Source organism: Sinorhizobium terangae (genome assembly GCF_009601505.1).
Lineage (GTDB): Bacteria > Pseudomonadota > Alphaproteobacteria > Rhizobiales > Rhizobiaceae > Sinorhizobium > Sinorhizobium terangae.
On the sequence record NZ_WITC01000102.1, the window covers coordinates 17,119 to 35,326 of the forward strand.

At 56.0% G+C, this 18,208-nt stretch carries 13 protein-coding genes and 3 pseudogenes; 7 read left to right on the top strand and 9 right to left on the bottom strand.

Features of this window, described 5'->3' with window-relative positions:
- Nucleotides 1-173 precede the first annotated feature (173 nt).
- From GHK62_RS24450 to GHK62_RS24470, 5 genes and pseudogenes are all read left to right on the top strand, one after another.
- Nucleotides 174-932: pseudogene (locus GHK62_RS24450) on the top strand (IS30 family transposase); the annotation flags it as partial.
- 151 nt (nt 933-1,083) lie between these two features.
- On the top strand, nt 1,084-1,713 hold the full coding sequence (locus tag GHK62_RS24455) for a DUF6088 family protein (protein ID WP_380786017.1): 630 nt from the start codon (nt 1,084-1,086) through the stop codon (nt 1,711-1,713).
- Complete coding sequence (locus tag GHK62_RS24460) at nt 1,706-2,746, top strand: nucleotidyl transferase AbiEii/AbiGii toxin family protein (protein WP_153441636.1); 1,041 nt, start codon at nt 1,706-1,708, stop codon at nt 2,744-2,746. Before GHK62_RS24455 ends, GHK62_RS24460 begins: the two co-directional genes overlap by 8 nt.
- A 1,285-nt stretch (nt 2,747-4,031) precedes the next feature.
- On the top strand, nt 4,032-5,414 hold the full coding sequence (locus GHK62_RS24465) for a TolC family outer membrane protein (RefSeq protein WP_153441637.1): 1,383 nt from the start codon (nt 4,032-4,034) through the stop codon (nt 5,412-5,414).
- A gap of 69 nt (nt 5,415-5,483) precedes the next feature.
- Entirely contained in the window at nt 5,484-5,687 is a 204-nt protein-coding gene (locus GHK62_RS24470) for a hypothetical protein (RefSeq protein ID WP_153441638.1), read from the top strand.
- Between the two features lie 86 nt (nt 5,688-5,773).
- On the opposite strand, the gene GHK62_RS24475 is transcribed toward GHK62_RS24470, so the two are convergent.
- Together GHK62_RS24475 and GHK62_RS24480 are read right to left on the bottom strand one after the other, a co-directional pair.
- Nucleotides 5,774-6,562, bottom strand: a complete 789-nt coding sequence (locus GHK62_RS24475; RefSeq protein WP_153441647.1) for a phytanoyl-CoA dioxygenase family protein — start codon at nt 6,560-6,562, stop codon at nt 5,774-5,776.
- Between the two features lie 270 nt (nt 6,563-6,832).
- Nucleotides 6,833-7,081: pseudogene (locus GHK62_RS24480) on the bottom strand (IS110 family transposase); the annotation flags it as partial.
- A gap of 497 nt (nt 7,082-7,578) precedes the next feature.
- Between GHK62_RS24480 and GHK62_RS24485 the strand changes: the two are divergent.
- The gene (locus GHK62_RS24485) at nt 7,579-8,436 is read left to right on the top strand and encodes a sterol desaturase family protein (protein WP_153441639.1); all 858 of its coding nucleotides are present in this window, start codon (nt 7,579-7,581) and stop codon (nt 8,434-8,436) included.
- 493 nt (nt 8,437-8,929) lie between these two features.
- Here GHK62_RS24485 and GHK62_RS24490 read toward each other — a convergent pair whose 3' ends face one another.
- The 6 genes from GHK62_RS24490 to GHK62_RS24515 all read right to left on the bottom strand — a co-directional run bounded on the left by GHK62_RS24490 (nt 8,930) and on the right by GHK62_RS24515 (nt 16,361).
- Nucleotides 8,930-9,493, bottom strand: coding sequence for a YecA/YgfB family protein (locus GHK62_RS24490; protein WP_153441640.1), 564 nt, complete (start codon nt 9,491-9,493; stop codon nt 8,930-8,932).
- On the bottom strand, nt 9,490-11,064 hold the full coding sequence (gene tnpC / locus GHK62_RS24495) for an IS66 family transposase (protein ID WP_153441641.1): 1,575 nt from the start codon (nt 11,062-11,064) through the stop codon (nt 9,490-9,492). The genes GHK62_RS24490 and tnpC overlap by 4 nt, the downstream gene beginning before the upstream one ends.
- A gap of 48 nt (nt 11,065-11,112) precedes the next feature.
- Nucleotides 11,113-11,469, bottom strand: coding sequence for an IS66 family insertion sequence element accessory protein TnpB (tnpB, locus tag GHK62_RS24500; protein ID WP_153441642.1), 357 nt, complete (start codon nt 11,467-11,469; stop codon nt 11,113-11,115).
- Nucleotides 11,466-11,924: an IS66-like element accessory protein TnpA gene (tnpA, locus tag GHK62_RS24505; protein WP_153441643.1), complete on the bottom strand. Its 459-nt coding sequence runs from the start codon at nt 11,922-11,924 to the stop codon at nt 11,466-11,468. Before tnpA ends, tnpB begins: the two co-directional genes overlap by 4 nt.
- A gap of 343 nt (nt 11,925-12,267) precedes the next feature.
- Entirely contained in the window at nt 12,268-13,707 is a 1,440-nt protein-coding gene (locus tag GHK62_RS24510; protein ID WP_153441644.1) for a radical SAM protein, read from the bottom strand.
- Nucleotides 13,707-16,361, bottom strand: coding sequence for a glycosyltransferase (locus tag GHK62_RS24515; RefSeq protein ID WP_153441648.1), 2,655 nt, complete (start codon nt 16,359-16,361; stop codon nt 13,707-13,709). Before GHK62_RS24515 ends, GHK62_RS24510 begins: the two co-directional genes overlap by 1 nt.
- Before the next feature lie 745 nt (nt 16,362-17,106).
- Between GHK62_RS24515 and GHK62_RS34495 the strand changes: the two are divergent.
- Nucleotides 17,107-17,854, top strand: a pseudogene (locus GHK62_RS34495) (helix-turn-helix domain-containing protein); the annotation flags it as partial.
- Between the two features lie 27 nt (nt 17,855-17,881).
- Here the strand turns inward: GHK62_RS34495 and GHK62_RS24525 are convergent.
- Nucleotides 17,882-18,208: SIS domain-containing protein (locus GHK62_RS24525; protein ID WP_153439241.1), on the bottom strand; the 327-nt coding region annotated here is incomplete at its 5' end.

Here is an 18,208-nt window from a genome sequence, read left to right on the forward strand (position 1 = left end):
AATTACGTCGCTCGCCAGGAGTATTCGAGTCCTGGAGACCGGTCACGCAGCCTCGCTTTGTAGATTTCGTGCCGGGATTCTGAGAAACTGGCAGCACGCCATGAGATATATCAATGAAAACAATAGCTCTTCAGTAAGGTGTCGGTGCGCATGGGTGCGCATGACATTCTGGAATGTCACAACGTTACTCGCAGCTGAATCTGGCCGATCGACGCCGTCTTTACCACTTTGTCGAACGCAAAGTGCCGATCCATGAAATGGCCCGCCAACTCGGCCGTCACCGATCGACGATCTATCGTGAGATCAGGCGCAACACATTCCACGATCGCGAGTTGCCGGAGTATAGCGGCTACTTCCCAACGGTCGCCAACGACATCTCCAAGGAGCGCCGGCGACGGCTGCGCAAGCTCAGCCGCCACCCGCAGCTGCGTGAGCTGGTCATCGATCAGCTGAAGGCGCTGTGATCGCCGGAGCAGATCGCCGGCCGCCTGCTCGCCGACGGCGTGAGCGCCGTGCGCGTCTGCACCGAGACGATCTATCGCTTCATCTATGGCAAGGAAGATCATGCGCTGGAGCTCTATCGACATCTGCCGGAAGGCCGCCGCAAACGCCGCCCTCGCGGCTCGAGGAACCCCGCGACGGCGGCTTTCCTGCTGCCTGCAGGATATCGCAACGGCCTGACTTTATTGATGATCGCTCGCAGTTCGGCCATTGGGAGGGCGACTTGTTGATCTTCGAACGTGACCTCGTTGGTCGAGCGCAAAAGCCGCTACACGGTGATGATCAAACACCCGAGTCGGCGCTTGAGACCGATCATGGACAAGATCATCGAAACGTTCTCTCCTTTACCAGCCTTTGCCCGGCAGAGCTTCACCTTTGATCGCGGAACGGAGTTTGCCGCCTTCAGGGCTTTGGACGATGGCATCGGCGCCCTAACCGGTGTGCCTCGGTCAAGATCGGGTGCATGAATGAACGACGAAGAATCTACAACAATTTTCTCGTAACTCGTGCGTCGCTTTACCTAGCCGCTTCAGCCGATCGTATGCCTTGAATGTCAGAAAAAGATGCACTATTTTCTGACGCATGAGCAACGCTGCGACATCGGTACCTGATCAGATCATGAGGCGCGCCCGCACCGGCGGCCGTGGCGGCGTTTTTACGCCCAATGATTTCCTGGACATCGCCGCACGGGCGGCAGTTGACCAGGCACTCTCCCGTCTGGCCAAGCGTGGCAAGCTCCGGCGCTTGGCGCGAGGCCTGTACGACTTTCCCAAGATCCATCCGCAGCTCGGACCGCTTTCCCCGACCCCCGACGATGTCGCGCAGGCATTGGCGCGTGAGACTGGATCCCACGTGCAGATTACGGGTGCGCGGGCAGCGAACGTGCTCGGTCTTTCCACTCAGGTTCCGGCAAAGAGCATCTATCTGACCGATGGCCCCTCCCGCCGCGTCGTATTGGGTAAGCGCGTGGTCGATCTGCGTCACGCCTCGCCCAAGCATCTGATCGCTCCGGGCAGCGCGGCTGGCACCGTCGTTCAGGCCCTCCGTCACGTGGGGGCGGTACGTGCCCGCGACGTTGCGCAGATCGCGGCGCGTCGTCTGTCGGCCAGCGATAAGAAGACCCTCGCGTCGACTGCGGTCCAAGCGCCTGCGTGGATGCGGCCGACGCTCGTCTCGATTGCCAGCGCAGCGTCGGGTGAGATCGATGGATAAGGTCGCTCTTCTTCCAGCCGGCGATCGGGCAGCCCTCTTTGGCGAAACGGGCGCTGGCCGAGGAGTCGCCAACACGATCATCGAAAAGGACTTCTGGGTCTGCTGGACCTTGAAGCGGCTTTTTGGACTCCACGAGACGGATGCGGCCACCCTTGTCTTCAAGGGTGGCACCTCCCTCTCCAAGGCGTTTGGCGCCATACGCCGGTTTTCCGAAGATATTGACCTCTCTTTCGACCGAGCGGATCTCGGTTACACGGGTGACCGCGATCCCGAGAAAGAAGGCATCAGCAAGAAACAGGCGAACAAACTCATTGAAGCCCTTGTGATCGATGTCGAGCAGCATATTGCCGAGAAGCTGCTTCCGGCTCTTCGATCAGCGATCGTCGAGCAACTCGGCGAGCCTACGAAAAGGGAGTGGTCGCTGGAAATAGATGCCGCTGACGCGCAGACGGTGAACTTCCACTATCCTACCGCGCTCGCCGCAGCCGAATACGAGAGCATGGGGTACATCACCCCACGGGTGAAGCTTGAACTCGGCGCCCGCGGAGACCCTTGGCCGACAGAGAAACGGGTAATCCGGCCCTATGCTGCGGACGACTATCACGGCTTCTTCGAGGACTCCAACACAACCGTCGTTGTTCTTTCCGCCCGCCGCACCTTCTGGGAGAAGGCGACCGCATTGCATGCCGAGGCGCATCGCCCTGCCGAGTCCCCGACACCGCAGTATTTCTCGCGGCACTATTACGATCTAGCCATGCTGCTTGCCACAGACGAAGGCAAAGCGGCCGCGACCGATTTAGAGCTTCTCGCGCAGGTTGCCAAGCATAAGGCTACCTTCTTCCGGTCCAGCTGGGCAAGTTACGACACTGCTTGTCCGGGCGCGCTGCGGCTTCTGCCGGACGAGAGCCGGATCAAGGACCTACGCGCCGACTACAGGGCGATGGCCCCCATGATGTTCGATGACAGCCCGCCATCGTTCGACCAGGTACTTGCGACAATCGCGGCGCTCGAAGAGTCAACCAACAAAGCATAAGGCGATCCGCTGGAGGAAAGGCCATTAGTTCACTACGATCTATCGACCTGCGCCTGATCGACGACCTCGTCGACTTCGTTCGAGGGCGTGGTTACGTCCTGGAGTTTTCGGATTCGAGTTTCTCGGAATTCTTCGCATCTGAGGTCGACTGTGCGCCATACCTTCCGTTCGACCCTGCTACACCTTCGACGCCCCTGTTCGCAGCCGGCTTATCCGGCCGCGACTGGAGCACCTTACCTGCCGTTCTTTCCCCCGTTACGGAGGCTTGCCACAAGCGCCGGCGCATCGGTCCCCTGGTGCATGCCCCTGAAGACATTGAAGCTTATGGTCTCCATTTTGTCGTTGAAGACATTGTCTCATGGCAAACATTTACGTCGCCGATTCAAACTGACGCACGCTAATTCATATTTACCGTTCACTCGCCCATTTGTGGCGAATGGCGAGTGCCCACTGCCAAAGCGTTCACTTGCGTATTGACCGAAGACATTTCCCGACAAGCCACCGTTAATAGTTATCGTGAATTCGCACAGCCTTTTCCAGGTGCTCGAAGTCACACTGATACTCGAAGACGCCTCCGCCGAGGCCAAAGCCGCGAAAAGGAAAGCTGCTGCTGCAAGGGCGCGTGTCATTGATCTCCTCCCTTTATGAGGGATGGGACAGTCGCAGTAGACATCAAACGGCTCCGTTGCCGTGTAATGTCACAGCTCCATCAGCAAGAGGCATGCCAGCGAGTTGGATTTATTCACGTCTCTCTCTACATCGACATCATCCGCGCTAATAGCGGCTCGGCCATTTCCTCAGCTTTTCCCCGAGGCTGAAATATTCTTCATTGCTCCAGATCCGCACCACGCGTCGGCTTTGTCCGGTTCGTGACACAGCCTTGTTTAAAAGTGGTGTCACTTATTTTGGCGCAAGCAGCGGTCTGGGACGCGGCAGCGGATCACTCGAGACCAGCTGTCTGCACCAAGGCAGCAGTTTTTCCGTCCGGTCTAAAGCCATCGTCGTTGCAACCGGCACCCTTGAAAAGCCCGTGCCGGTACCCGTTTGGTTGCTGCCTGGTGTGATGGCTCGGGCGCCGCGCAACTGATGCTCGACCTGGTGCGTGGCCGTCAGCAAGGAGACGCTGAGCCGGCACCTGGGTGTCGAGACGCGAACGCAAGAAGCGGGTTTTCCAGCCGCGCGGCCGGCGCGATTATACCTATCTGGCTTGGCACGGATATTGCTGCACACGTCTGCTATTAAAAAACTGTTAAATGTTAGCAGTATTGTTTAGGGACGCGGAATTATGCCGAAGCAATTCGTGTTGGGATTATTGGTATCAAGCGCAGTCTTGTTGTCTGTTGTTGCTGCGCCGGCAGAGAATATCAACGACGCTCTTTCGAAAGCATATCAAAAAAACTCCGAGCTGAATTCTATTCGGGCGGATGTTCGCGTTGCGGATGAGAACATCGCTAAAGCAAAATCCGGCTTTAGGCCGACAATCACGGGCAGTGCTGGGTTGTCGTATACTACCAAGAGGTCGAATTTCAGTAACCGGCTTACAACCGAATCTTTTGGCCTCCAAATCAATCAAACACTTTTTGACGGCTTTCAGACGAAAAACAATGTTGCCGCTGCGGAAGCAAGATCTGCCGCCTCTGTTGAGCAACTGCGTTCTTCAGTGGAACAGACGTTATTTAGCGCTGCTCAGGCCTATATGAATGTCCTGCATGATCGACGGGCTGCCGTACTCACCCGGCAGAACCTGGCATTTGCAAATGAGTGGGTACGATCGGCGAAGGCCCGTATGGATGTAGGGGAAGGAACCGGTACAGACGTCGCGCAGACCGAAGCATTTCGTGCGAACGCTGTTGCTGCCGTTAGTTTGGCGGATTCACAAGTAAAGACGAGCGAGGCGATTTATAGGCGAATTGTTGGTGACAACGCTGGTAAGCTCGAACCTGCTCAGCCATTATCCCGACTTCTTCCGCGAAACCTCAGTTCAGCGTTTATGATCGCCAACAACGAGCATCCCGCAATTCTTGCGAGTGCCCATCTGGTTAATGCGGCCGGACACACCGTAAAGTCATCAGAGGGCGCTCTGCTCCCTCAGGAAACAGCCGAAGCAGGCATATCAGAAGGGGGTAATCCTACATCGGGCTCTGGCGGCAGTGTTGGATCTGGTCCGTACGGATTTGGAACTTCAGCTAAGGTTGGTTTGAACGTTCGAGTTCCGATTTATCAGGCCGGGAAGGCAGCTGCTCAGGTAAGACAATCCAAGGAGTCGCTTAGCCAGTCGAGAATTGAAGTTGATGTCAGCCGCAATGAAGTCCGTAAGGCTGTTGCTGATGCTTGGAGCGCATACGAAAGCTCTCGCTCCAACGTCAGGGCTAATAAGGACAATGTCTCCTATACGGAGCTTGCTTTGAATGGCATTGTTGACGAACGGTCCGTCGGACAGCGGACAACGCTGAATGTGTTGGAAGCGCAGCAGGATGTTATCAACGCCAAGCTAAATCTGATTGCATCTGAACGCGACTTGGTACTTTCTACCTACGCAATTTTGCAAGCGACAGGCTTGTTATCTCCAGATCGTCTTGGTCTAGACGTCGCCAAGTACAAGCCCGAAGAGCATTACAATGCTGTTAAGGACAAGTGGATAGGCATCAGAACACCGGATGGCCGTTAACTAAGGCCTAGCTCCGGTTTGAACCGATCACTGCGCATATTATCGGCCCTGTCGATGGGTGAAAAAGCCGTGGGCTTGACCCTCGATCGCGTGTCGGGCGGTCAGTTCGTAAATCCGGCGCTCGACCGATCCTGCCTCGATCGTTGCTTCTTCTCCGGCGGCTTCTCGCTAAAGATCCCGCGCTCCCATGCAATCGGGCTTGTCTCGGCGTTGCTTGCGGCCCGCATCACGACAGGCGCTACCTCGGCCCATAACCCCTTCTTCTTTCATTAGAGAGCCTATCGCAACGTAGTTTTTGATCGAGCTCGAGAAGGTTCAGGTGGACCCAGGACCGCTGGACGATCCCGGGTGGGATCAGATTAGAACGTTAGCCCGCAGGCCCGACGGATGGCGACCTGAACCGGCGATGGGGGCAAGGCCGGATCGAACTCACCCCGCGGCAGCAGCGGCGGCTGCGCCATGAAGCGCGGCCGTTCCCCTCGGTGGGGTTGCGCCGCATGGACAAGGAACGGATGGCACAGATAGACCGTGCCTGCTGCGCCAGTCGCGAGTTCAACCTCGTAACCTTCCGTCGAGGCGTAGCCGTTGGCAGAGAGCTGCCTGAGCGTCGCGCCCGCGTCGCCATAGGGCAGCAACTCCCGGGCAATGGTGGCATGCGAACCTTTCCGTATCCTCGTGGGCGCATCATCGCGGCCAACATCCGAGAACAGAAAGAGCATCAGCAATGCGCGCCCGCTGCTCTTCACATTGACCCGCCACTCCATGAAATCCGGATTGTCGCCAAAACTCATGTCGACGTGCCAGCCATCATCACCGGGGGATACCGGCGAGGGAAAGCGGATCGGAAAGGTTCCCAGCCCTTTAGGTGCAAGCCAGCGGTCTACGCCAACGAGTTGATCATAGGCCTTGTGCAGGAGAGGCATGTTGGCGGCTTCAATGAAGGGAGGCGAAGACTTGGACCCCACCCGAACAACTGGTTGGACCCAGCCTTCAGGTTCGTCCGGAGACAAACCAACATCCGCCCATAGTTCGTCCCTGCCTTGCTTCGCAAGGTCGGTGCTGAAAGCACTCTCGATTTTGACGAAACCGTCGTCGATGAAGCTCTGAACCTGATGGGCGGTCAGGCCGACGTGCTTGGTTTTAGGCATTACGTATTCTCCGTTTGGCCATCGCGTCGGCGGGGCCATTTTGATCTGACCGGCGCGGAATGCGCCGCAACGACTTCAGCCCTTCAGATCAACGGTAAGAATGTGGACATGAACATCATGGCGAGAACTTATAGCGAAGCCTAAACAAGAATAACATACGCAGGACACAGCATTTTTGTCGATTGCCACGCTTCTTTAACTTTCTTGCCACTTTGTTGCCTTTAGGGCAGCATCATTGACCAATCTCTCGAGGCAAGATCATTCCTGTCCCCGATCGACATGCTCCACCCGCTCCGCAATGAGCACCTTGCGTTCCCGGCAGATGCCGCGCCGGTCTTCGTCTTCTGGGCTTGGTACTTTCACCATCGCGCACACGCGTGGCTCGCCGCGCTTGAACGCAAGCAGTGCGCGGACCAGCGCTTCCGCGTCAATCCTGTCCGTCTTCGCGTGCCGGCCGCGACGGGAGGCGGCAATCGAAGCCGCGTCGACGACATGGCTCTCGATCCCGCTTGCTCCCAGGGGGAAAAAACTCGCAAGGCAAACAGCGTCGAACCGAATGGATGTCTCGTCGCACCGTTGAGGGCACATCCATTCGCTAGGCTTCTGGCTGTTACAAGACTCTGCTGCCGCCTCAACACACTGGCGCATAGTTGGTCGCCTCGCGCAAACCAGGTCGTCTACTGGGCTCCTCCAACCATTTTCGCGTTGGATGGGTCTTATCCAAAAAACGGATTTTACCGATCTGCGAAAATGCCGCATAGCACATCCACGCGGTGCGCCGCTGTGCCGGCGGAATGATCACCGTTTGAATGGGCACTAAAAGGAAATTTGCATCACGTGGCTGTATGCAATTCGTGATTTCTGGGCGGATATCGAACCGGACGCCGACTCGAATTTATCGGGCCGCGCTGGAGATTCATAACTATGGACTCGCCCTCGTGACGAAGACGACCGCGTTGATGAGAGTCATTCCGACCTGAGGTTGGAGCATTTGAACGATTCGCCGGAGCAAACAAATGCACGTTCTCGATGTTAACCAGATGACCCAGCTCTTCGTGAAATCGTTTGAGCTGGTTGTGGTCTTCGCTACCATTTGCGCCGCGCTGGAGCTAACCTTTCCGGCTTATCGATACAGTTTTGCCTCATACGTTCGCGGCGTGCGGAATTGGATTATTCGCCTCGGATTCGGTGCGTTTGTGTGGCACCTCTACGCTGTGAGCTTGGCCTGGTTAGGGATAAAGCCGCTCGTAACGATCGATTTCGGTTCGTTGCTTCACACTGACAACGCAGTGATTAATAATGGATTGGCCGTCCTTTCAGGCGTTTTAGTCGCGATTGTCGGCGACTTCTTTTACTACTGGATGCATCGCGCTCAGCATGCTGTTCCATTCCTCTGGCGCATGCACGCTACTCACCATTCGATCCGCGAATTGACGGCATGGAATTGCCATCATCACATTTCCGAGCCACTCGTTTACGCAGCGTTGGTAGCACTACCACTCAGGCTGTTCCACTTCGAATCTGGCGTAGTGCCCGTTGTTGCCATGACACTGATTACCTTTCAGGCCCATCTTTCACACTCCAGCACCCGCATCAATCTTGGGCCGCTTCGATACATCATTGGCGACAATAAGTTCCACCGCATTCACCACTCGTTGGAACCGCATCACCGGCGCCGAAACTATGGATTCTTTACAACCCTCTGGGACACGATTTTTCAGACGGCATACTGGCCAGAAAAGAATGAGTGGCCGGAAGTTGGCCTGCGAGACCAGCCTGAGCCGCTCACCGCGCGCGATTACGTTATGTTCCCATTTGATCGACGTCGCTGGCCTGGAGCTAAAGTCGGAAATGGTGTAGAGGCTGGGGAGTGATCGAGTGGAGGTTTACGCTTCGGTTCTGATTGTCGAGGCCGGAAAACCATCAAAAAAAAGCGACCTAGGGAAGAGGTCGCTCAAACGCCCGACAAGCTCCCCCTTTAAATGGCGGATAGGCAGGACTGTGGGGGTGCAACACAAACATAAGCTTTCCGTCGGCGGCGCATTACATGCCCGCTTTGGAGCTGACCCTCTAACGCTGGACAGCCAGACGCCGCTAAGTAAGTGATACAGCATGCGCTGAAACTCTCACGCCTCGGCCGGTTCGTCCACACGTGCCCTACCCCATGTGCATGTTTTGGTCAGGACTGCCCCAGCCAGGCTGGTTGAGGCTCAGCACATCGTCCCATTCTCTCAGCCGCGGCGGCATCATTCTTCTGGCGCATCACGAACGGTCCGCTAAGTCGCCCCTGGCTATGATGAGCTTCGGTGAGCGCGACGAGCAGCCCACGGCTTTCGTCTGTTGACGGACGAGGAGCCGTCCGTTGTTTCAGAACTTCTGCTTTGCGCGCTTTGGCATGAAGTAGCTTCGGATATTGACGAGCGCTTCGGCGACGGCAGCCGCATCCTCGTGGGTGGCGGGCCCTTTAGTCTCGCTGAGTTTGCGGATTGGCGCAATGATATCGCCAGTGACGGCATGGCCGCGAATGACGGGCCGCCACAGCTTCGGCGCGAACCCGGTTCCGATCAGAAAGCAGAGGTCCCAGTCCATGGCATCAAAGGTTTGATCATCGATCCTGGTGAACCGGGGCCGGTGGTCTTTCGGCGTTTCGGAAAGGCTCGCCGAGATCCGGTTGTATTCCGCAACGATGGTCTGCACGGCCCGATGCTCGGTTGTTTCCATTGGCAGGTTCAGGGCCTCCGGGCCAGTCAGCTCCGGAATCCACTGACGTGGATCGATAAACCTCGGGCCGATAATGAGCGCCGTGAGATAGCCGTCGAGGCCGCTCATCGACCAGATCGGCGACACTGGACGACGTGCCCTGATGAAGGCTTCGAACGCCTCATCATCGAGCTTCGGTCGTGCCGTCGTCTCCTGGCTGTTCTGTGTCATGCCGCCCGTCGCTCCTGATCTGCAATGCACTCGCGTTCGGCCTTCCAAGCCCAGGGGAAGAGCGTCTCCATCCGGTTGGCGGTCACCTTGCCGGAGATGATGCGTTCCAGCACATCGGCAAGCCAGACTTCAGGATCCACGTCGTTAAGCTTTGCCGTGTTGACGAGCGATGCCAGGACCGCAAAGGACTTGCCACCGCGTTCGTTGCCCACGAACAACGAGTTCTTCCTCGTCAGAGCCACCGATTTCATTGAACGCTCGACCACATTCGAGTCCACTTCGATCCGGCCATCCTCCAGGAAGGCTGCCAGTCCGCTCCAGTGGTTGAGCGTGTAGGTGACGGCCTTGCCAAGCGCCGATTTTGACGACACCTCTTCGCTCAGTTCGCTGAGCTGGACCTTCAGGTCACTCATGATCGGTGCTGTCTCGCGACGCCGCACCCTCAGCCGGGTATCGTCATTCTCGCCTCGGATCTTCGCTTCGATGCGATAGACCTCGGCGATCCTGGCCAGGATCGACAGCGCCTCCGAAGAGCCGGTTAGCTTGACGACATCGACGAACTTGCGTCGCGCGTGAGCAAGGCAGAAGGCCAGCCGCATGGGGGCGACATTGCTCTTCCCCCTGCGCTTGGCCAAGGTTTTATAGGCTTGATACCCATCAACCTGAAGCACGCCGGCAAACGACGACAGTTGCCCCTCGACCTCGCGAGCGCTGCGGCGTTCGGCAAAAACATAGGCCACCGCCGGCGGCGCCGGACCATTCCATGGCCGGTCGTCGACCGCCTGCGCCCAAAGTTGGCAAAGCTTGGTGCGTTTGCGCCCCGGATCGAGTCGCGGAAGCGGCGTCTCGTCACAGAATACCCTTGGCTGGGAGCGGATGAAGGCGGTAAGCGCATCATAGAGAAGCTCGAGCCACCAGGCGACCCGCGTCACCCAGGCGCCAAGCGTGCCGCGATCGATGATCACGCCGCAGGAGGCAAGCATCTGCGCCTGGCGATGCAGCGGCAAATGCCAGGCAAACTTCGAAACGGCGACATGGGCTGCAAACGCCGTGGTCACCATGCCGCCGTCCATCACGCGCGCCGGCGCGGGCGCTCGCACAATGACGCTTTCGCAGGCCCGGCATGCATAGCGCGGCCGGATCGTCCGCTTTACCCGGACAACCGCCGGCACGATGTCGAGTGCCTCGCTGACGTCCGTGCCGATGCAATGAAGCTCGAACGAGCAGCACGGGCAAATCTTGCTCTCCGGCTCGATGAGCTCTTCATACCGTGGGAGGTGCCCGGGCAAACGGCCGATGTTGCGCGACGGCGATCGCCGCTGCTGCTTTTGGCCGTCAGCCACGGGTGCAACATCGTCATTGGCCGCCTCGGGAATGTCGCTGAGATCGCCAAGGTCAAGCGTCGCCTGCGTCGGGTCGATCGCCGTCATCTTCTCCGATTTCGGCCCAAAGAGCTGCTGCTCCAGGAAGGCAACGCGCGCCTTGAGGTCGGCATTCTCTGCATCGAGCGAGAGAATGATCCGGCTCAATTGCGCGGCATCCTGAGGCAAGGGGTCGGGTCGAAGCGGCATGGCAGACCCTAGCACATGATCCTGAATCTTCAAGCAATTCCAATAGGATCAGCCCGCTTTCGTTGGCCGCTTTACGGCGTTTCGATTAACCCGAGTCCAGTCGATACCGGCCAGCAAAAGCGAGAACTCTCGGCTACTCATCTGCATCGCGCCATCGCGGATCGGTGGCCAAACGAACTTGCCCTGCTCCAACCATTTCGTCGCCAGGTTCATGCCAGAGCCATCCCAATAAATGCAGCGCAGGCGATCGCATCGCTTGGCGCGGAACACAAACACGTCACCACAGTAGGGATCGGCCGAAAGCGCTGACGCCACCAGCGCAACAAGCCCATTCATGCCGCGCCGGAAGTCGACAGGCTGCGTCGCCACCATGATCTTCACGCCATTCGGCGAAAGTGCGATCATAGGCGCCCTCGCAACGCCGCCACGATCGCCTGCGCCAACTCGGGCGCCACCGAGCCGATCACGGTCGTGCGCGCCCCGGCAATCTCGATCTCAATTCGACCGGAAGCAACGGAAGCGATATCCGACGACGCGCTCTGGTGAAGCGTTCGTTCTGCAACCACCGTCACCGGCACAAACATGGCCTGCTGTGCGCCGGCTTGCGCGGATCGTCGAGAGGTCAGCCCGGCTTCGCGGCGCCAGACATTCAGCAAGCCGCGATTGACGCCCCAGCGCCGGGCGACGGCCGAGATGTTCACGTCGGGCTCTGCGCTTTCGGCAAGGATCCGCGCCTTCTCTTCGTCGGTCCAATTCCGACGCTGGCGGCGACCGGTGATCATCTCGGTCCGCCGGTGGACTCCATCATGCCTGGCTTCATCCATGACTCCAAGCATGGCGTCAGCGCGATCTCCAATCATCCCGTTCCACTCCTGCAGATGAAGGAGCTTATCTCGCCGTCTCAAACAGCAAAGAAAAGGTGGGCTGTTCGTCGCGCTCACGAGCTTCGTAGTGCCCCCGTGTGCTTGCGCTTCTCCGAACTTGGCAAGTCGCGCCTGTATCCAAGCCCTAGGCGCGCGCTCAGATATGAGCCTATCTCCGATGTTTCTTGGCTTGAAGTTGTCTCGTCGGGCACTCGGCGCCGTCGGACATTAGAAGAGGAGCAGCTGATTGTTGCGGGGGTTTGGTGTCGGTTGAACATTTCGCAAAGCCGAGCAGGGATTCCGCTGGCGCGAAGGAAAGGTCGGTAGACTAGTGTGCTCCTCAGGCTTCGGGTGTTACGAACTGGGTGTTAATTATGGCTTCGACCAGCGTCACCCCGTCAGGGGTGAGGGTGACCCGATCCGCGTCGGCGGTGACCAGAGCTTTATCAATCAGTGTCATGAGCGCGCGGCAGATAATCGGGTTGTCGAAAAAGCTTCTGCCTTCAAAACGTTGCCTGAACACATTGTCATTCACCGGAACCAATGTGGAAAGCGCCATTTTGAAGGCGTTAACTTCGCGGTGAAGCGAGGAAACTCCCCGGCTGTCCTCAATGGGCAGACGGTTTTCATCCAGAGCTTGCTTGTATTTTTTGTAGCCAGTGATGTTGATCGCTTCGGCCCGGGTGCATTTCGAGCTACCGCCGAGGCCAATTGCTACTTCAGGGTACTGCGCATCAAGGTCGGTGATTAACCCTTTCCACTTTTCCGGACGCTGATGGTTCTGGTGGAAATACATCGTCGGGTGTTCCCGATAATCGGGCAAGAGGTACTGTTCGACCAGTTCGCGCATCTGATACTGCTTACCCAGCCCTGGGAAATTCATGTTATTAATATTACCAGGCCCCTTTTTCTGCCACAGACTTGCTCGTTCCCCGGAAACGCCGGTACGCTTCTTCATGAACTCTTCCATGTGCAACTTGGTACAGACTACGTGAGAAAGTTCCAGCTCGAGTGTTTTCTCCATGTCATATTTCACGTCATCCACGCTTTGGCCTAGCATGCCGTAGATAAGGTCGACGCTGACCCACTCGAACCCGATTTCGCGCGCGTTGTATATGGTTTTCACGCAGTCTTCGGCAGAATGCATACGTCCGCACGCCGTGATAATGCGGTCGTTGAAGGCCTGGGCACCGAAGCTGATTTTGGTAAAACCCAATTCTTTTAACAGCCGCAGATAGTCATTGGTCAGGGTTCCCGGCTCGCCTTCAAAGCGCATGGTAGCAGCAGAAAAGTTAAAATGGCTCCGGTAAAAATCCATCAGGCGCCGCAGCTCAGGTTCAGGAAGCAGTGATGGCGTGCCACCGAAGATGTTAAATTCGCCGACTTCGGCCTGTGCAAGGCACGGAACGCTCTGAAGCCACATGATGGCCTCTTTGATATTGCAATCGACCAGATCCCGAAACACCGCCCGCGACGAAGTAGCCTGTGGGTTCAAAATAACCGTTGGGTATTGGCAGAAATGGCAACGGTAGCGGCAGGTGGGGATATACGACCACAGGTGGATCTGTTTTGCCTGACCGATATCGCGGTCCATATCATCGAAAAAAGAATCGAGTGGATAACCGGCGATATCGCCGGGGAAAACGTGGCAACCGAACGGATCTTTAAACACATACTCCAGAAATCCGCTGTTCTCCGGGCAGGAGAGAAAATCGTAAACTCGCGGCACCGGATAGTTCCTATCGATATCGTTCAGTGAGGTCAGAGCTTCACTGTTCATCAGAATACTCCGCCGTTGGCGAAGTAGTTATGAGCTTCACCAGACTCACGGTCTTCGCAGAAGTAGTAGACAAAGCGCTCGAAATCTTCCGGGTTGACCGCATCGAAGCACGCGGGCAACGGCGGCGGAAAACCGATATCCTCACCAACGGCGCGACGCAGGGCGCTGAAAATCTCGTTACGGAACTCAAAATAAAGCCGATATGCCGGGGTTTTGTAAGCATGGATCGATTTGAAGTCGATAATGCGGGATTCGTGCTTAATTTCATGGATTCGCCGGTACAAACGGTCAGCGACCGATTGAGTAAAGAATTCACGCACAGCGGCGTTTTCCAGCAAAATCTGCGGATTGAGCAGCGCAGGCAGCACGATATTTTTGGGAACGTAATCCTTGATCGAGTAGAACCAGGCCTGCTGTGACTGTGCGGGAGTGGTGTCGCATAGCGTTGGATTTTGCTCTTCCACATCCGGGCGCACGTCTTTCATGATGATGATACCATCCTGTCCGTAGGCAACACCGGCAATCACCTCCTCCAGGATGGTATCCACGCGCCGGCTGTTAATTTCCACTCGGGAATCCCGGGCGTAAACAGGCTTGCCGCCCCAGGCGATCACCCGAATCCCAAAGTCCCAGTCATCGGAGAGGTGTTGTACAAAGCGGCCATTGTTCAGTTGGTAGAAAATTTCGATGCCGCCCACTTTGTCGTAGAGAGTGCGCTCAACGGCAAAACCTTTGCCGTCCGGAAAGCCCCCGAACAACGAAAACGACATGTCACGACAGCGCAGAGTTTTTTGTATTTCCCGGAAAAGGTTGGGGCGATGGCGGAAGGATTCTTCGTTGTAATAGTAATTGCAGGTACCCAGATCTGCATTTTCCTCCATCATTTTTTTAATCAGTGCGTGCAGCCAGTAAGAGTCTACCGTGCAGTCCGCGTCGGCGGAGACAATGTAATGTTTTTTTTGAACGCCCAGGCGGCTGTCACGGGCTTTTGAGCGCCAAGAGGCGTAATCCATGCCACGTTTTCTGGCGGACGAGACGCCCTGAATGGTTTCCTTAATAATATGAATATCCATAAATGGATTTTGGGCTCTGAACGCGTTAACCTTCTCAACGGAATCGTCCGTTGAATTATTATCCACAATAATCAACTCATAACTTTCATTAGTGATCGTGCCGTCACATGTTTTCTGATTAAATAGTGAGAGCAGTACTTCGTCGATACGCTCGCTTTCGTTATAAACCGGGAGCACAATCGATACAAAAACATTGTCACCCATACCTGCTCTGGAATAATCTAAGTCCAGAACGTCAATGACATTATTCGAAAGTACCTGCTTGCCAATCGAGAAATTCCTCTGGGCAACGTCAATCATTAGCTGCTTGTTGTTGAGGAACTGGTACAGATCACTAATAAATGCGTCATCAGGCAAGCCGTCCCGCTCCTCTGATATCGCCATAACCGGCGCTTCAAATCCATATTGACCATAAACTTCCCAGTAATATTCGTAGCTGGTAGTTATGTAGCAGCGCTGGGAGCTAATCGCTTCGCCAATGGGATTCCCGTAACTGTCGTAATCCCAGGAGGTCAGAAAAGACACCAAATCACATGAGTAATATAAGTCCTCAATAGCGTCCATATTCTTCTGTGAAGACGTACCTTTGTGCTGAAGGGAGCCAATAAACTTAATATACAGACTGACGTTTATTTTTTTGGCTAGGGCTCTCAGCTCCTGATAGCAAGCATCATCTTCATCACGGTCGCCTGCCACAGCCAAAAAAACTTTACGGTCGATCTCGTTCTGACGATAAAGCTGATTGAGCCGATGAACTAGATAAATGTCTCTGTCAAGACGCTTTTGAGGGATTATTCGTGTGGTACGGGCAATCAGAATATCATTGTCACGGATGCATAGTCTTTCTCTAATGTTAGTATAATTGCCCTGTCGGCCGAAATCATAGGTATTCCTCTTAACCTTGATTTCCACTTCATAATCGCACCACTTTTCAAGCTTGTTTTTTAAGTGAGTATTGAGCGTGACATATGTTATGTGGCTGGACTTCACGGGCTTGACGGCGTGAGGATACGGTGCTGGACCGTATTTCATTACGGTCTTTTCACTATTCCACATTAAGTCGTGATCGCGCCAGATAACGAAATTGCCCAGTCCGTGACGTTTTCCGTAAACGTCAATCGCCATGTAAAGCGCTTTGGTATAAATTATATTCTCTGGAAGAGTTCCATTCTCAACGATCACATAATTGATATTTAGCCTCTCCCATAGCTGAACAATTCGATGGGCTAGCTGTCGAGACGCTTCCCGAATTGCAAGCATGATCTCTTCCCGCTCTTTGGCAGAAACGATCGTTTTTTGACTTATCAAAGCATTGTGTGAGTGCTTAATAAAATTGATGTTGTAGTGTGGAACATACTGAATATACTCCACGCGAACCAGAGTGAATATATCCTTGTAAATCTCTTGTTCATGATCGTAAGGCTTGTTAAATTTCCCTTTATCTATTTTAATGTCGTATCCAAGGTCTAGATAGGATTTAACCCCATTCCGAGCAAGACCTCTAGCTACCTTCAACGCTTCAACAATGATTCCTGACACAGGAACAGCGTCAAATGATATAAATATAGCTCCGGCCGGCATACTCACTGACCGGTCCCGTTTTGTTTGTAAACACGTCACCATCTTCTCACTATCTCGACATAAAGCCGCAACATGATAAAACTATACTTGAGAACACGCCTCCCGAATTGAATGTCTCAAGGAAAAGTTGTAGCAACCTTCCAGCTCCGCGCGAGGCGTTCACCGAGGCGGGCGTCATCGAGCGGCGGGACGACCCAGTGTCTCGTCGGCAGCGTCGCGACATTTTGGCGTTCCCACCTGCGGCGGGAGTTGACTGCTGCAAGCTTGGCCAAGCCAATTGCGACCAGAGGGCGGCTTCGCTTGCAGTGGTCACGCAGAGATCTCGCGGCGACGCCTGCATGTTTGGTGCGGCTGTTCATGGAAATGTCCTGTGCCGTGGGGAGCTGTGCTGAGCGAAGCAAGTGCCGTACCAACCCACGAATGCCATCTAAAACAATGGGACCGCTCTGATGGCCAGTGCTTCATGTCCGACGTTGTCAGAAACCCGACAAGAGTGAACAACCCTCGCAGGCGGGTTTGCCAGAGATCGCAAGAAGGTCATCGCTCTCGTCCGAGAGTGTCGTCGCCACCGGCAGTAAGGAGTCACCTTGGGGGCGGTGGCCACAGCGGCTCGCTTGCAACCAAGCCGCTCGCGTAACTTCAATCTCCTAACCGCAAAGCTAAGGTGTGTCCTCTTTCTGCAATGTAAGAATGCCACTCTCCTCGCGTTTTGGTGACGTGGGAGATTGCGGAGGGGATTGTTGCGATGGACGAACGCGATCTGCGGCGGATTGAGGTTTTGTCGAAAGTCGTTGACGGCCGGACGACGATTTTTTCGGCAGCGCAAGTATTGGCGCTGAGCACGCGTCAGGTGCGCCGCCTGCTGAAGCGGATTAGGACGGACGGTGCGGCATCGATCAAGCACCGGGCGCGCGGCCGACCGTCGAACAATCGGATTTGCGACGGTGCGCGATTATGCCCTGGCAATAGTGCGCGAGCGTTATGCGAATTTTGGTCCGACTCGCGCGGCTGAGAAGCTTGCCAACGAGCATGGGCTGACGGTTTCGCGCGAGACGTTGCGCAACTGGATGGCTGGGGCTGGCCTGTGGCTGTCGCGCCAGCAGCGGCGCACGTTCCATCAGTCGCGGCTGCGTCGCGAAGCATCGAGCTGTCAATCTTGCACCGGATCGGCTGAAGGAAAGTCTGTGCAAGCGTGAGCGGCCCTATGCCGGTGCGCAACTGACGTTTCGTTCGAGCGCAAGCATGCTGGAGGAGACCGCCGGTGACGCGGGTGTCATCGGTCGCGATATCGACGTCTATGCGGATAGCAGGCCCGACGTGCGCTGGAAGGGCCGTTTCCTGCCCTATCGTGTGCCCGACAACGACCAGCGCGCACCCATGCGGGTTCACCGAGAACAAGCGGGACCAACCGCCTTCGCCAAGAGATCAGGACAAACAGCGAGAAGAATGACTACACGCCGCGGGGGCGCAAGCCGGGCAAGCGGACGGATTTTTCCGTCATCCTGTTCCCCACCTGGCAATCATTCGACGGTTACCGACTTGGCCAGGTTACGCGGCTGATCGACATCGGTGCCCATGAAGACGGCCGTGTGATAGGCAAGAAGCTGGATCGGCAACGCGAAGATCATCGGCGCGATGACCTCGTCGACGTTCGGCAACACGATCGTATGCATCGTGTCGAGCTTCGACGCGGCAGCGCCCATCTCGTCCGTGATAAGAATGATGCGCCCGCCACGAGCGGCAACTTCCTGCATGTTCGAGACCGTCTTGTCGAAGAAGCGGTCGTGCGGCGCGATGACGATGACCGGCATGTTTTCGTCGATCAGCGCGATCGGCCCATGCTTCAG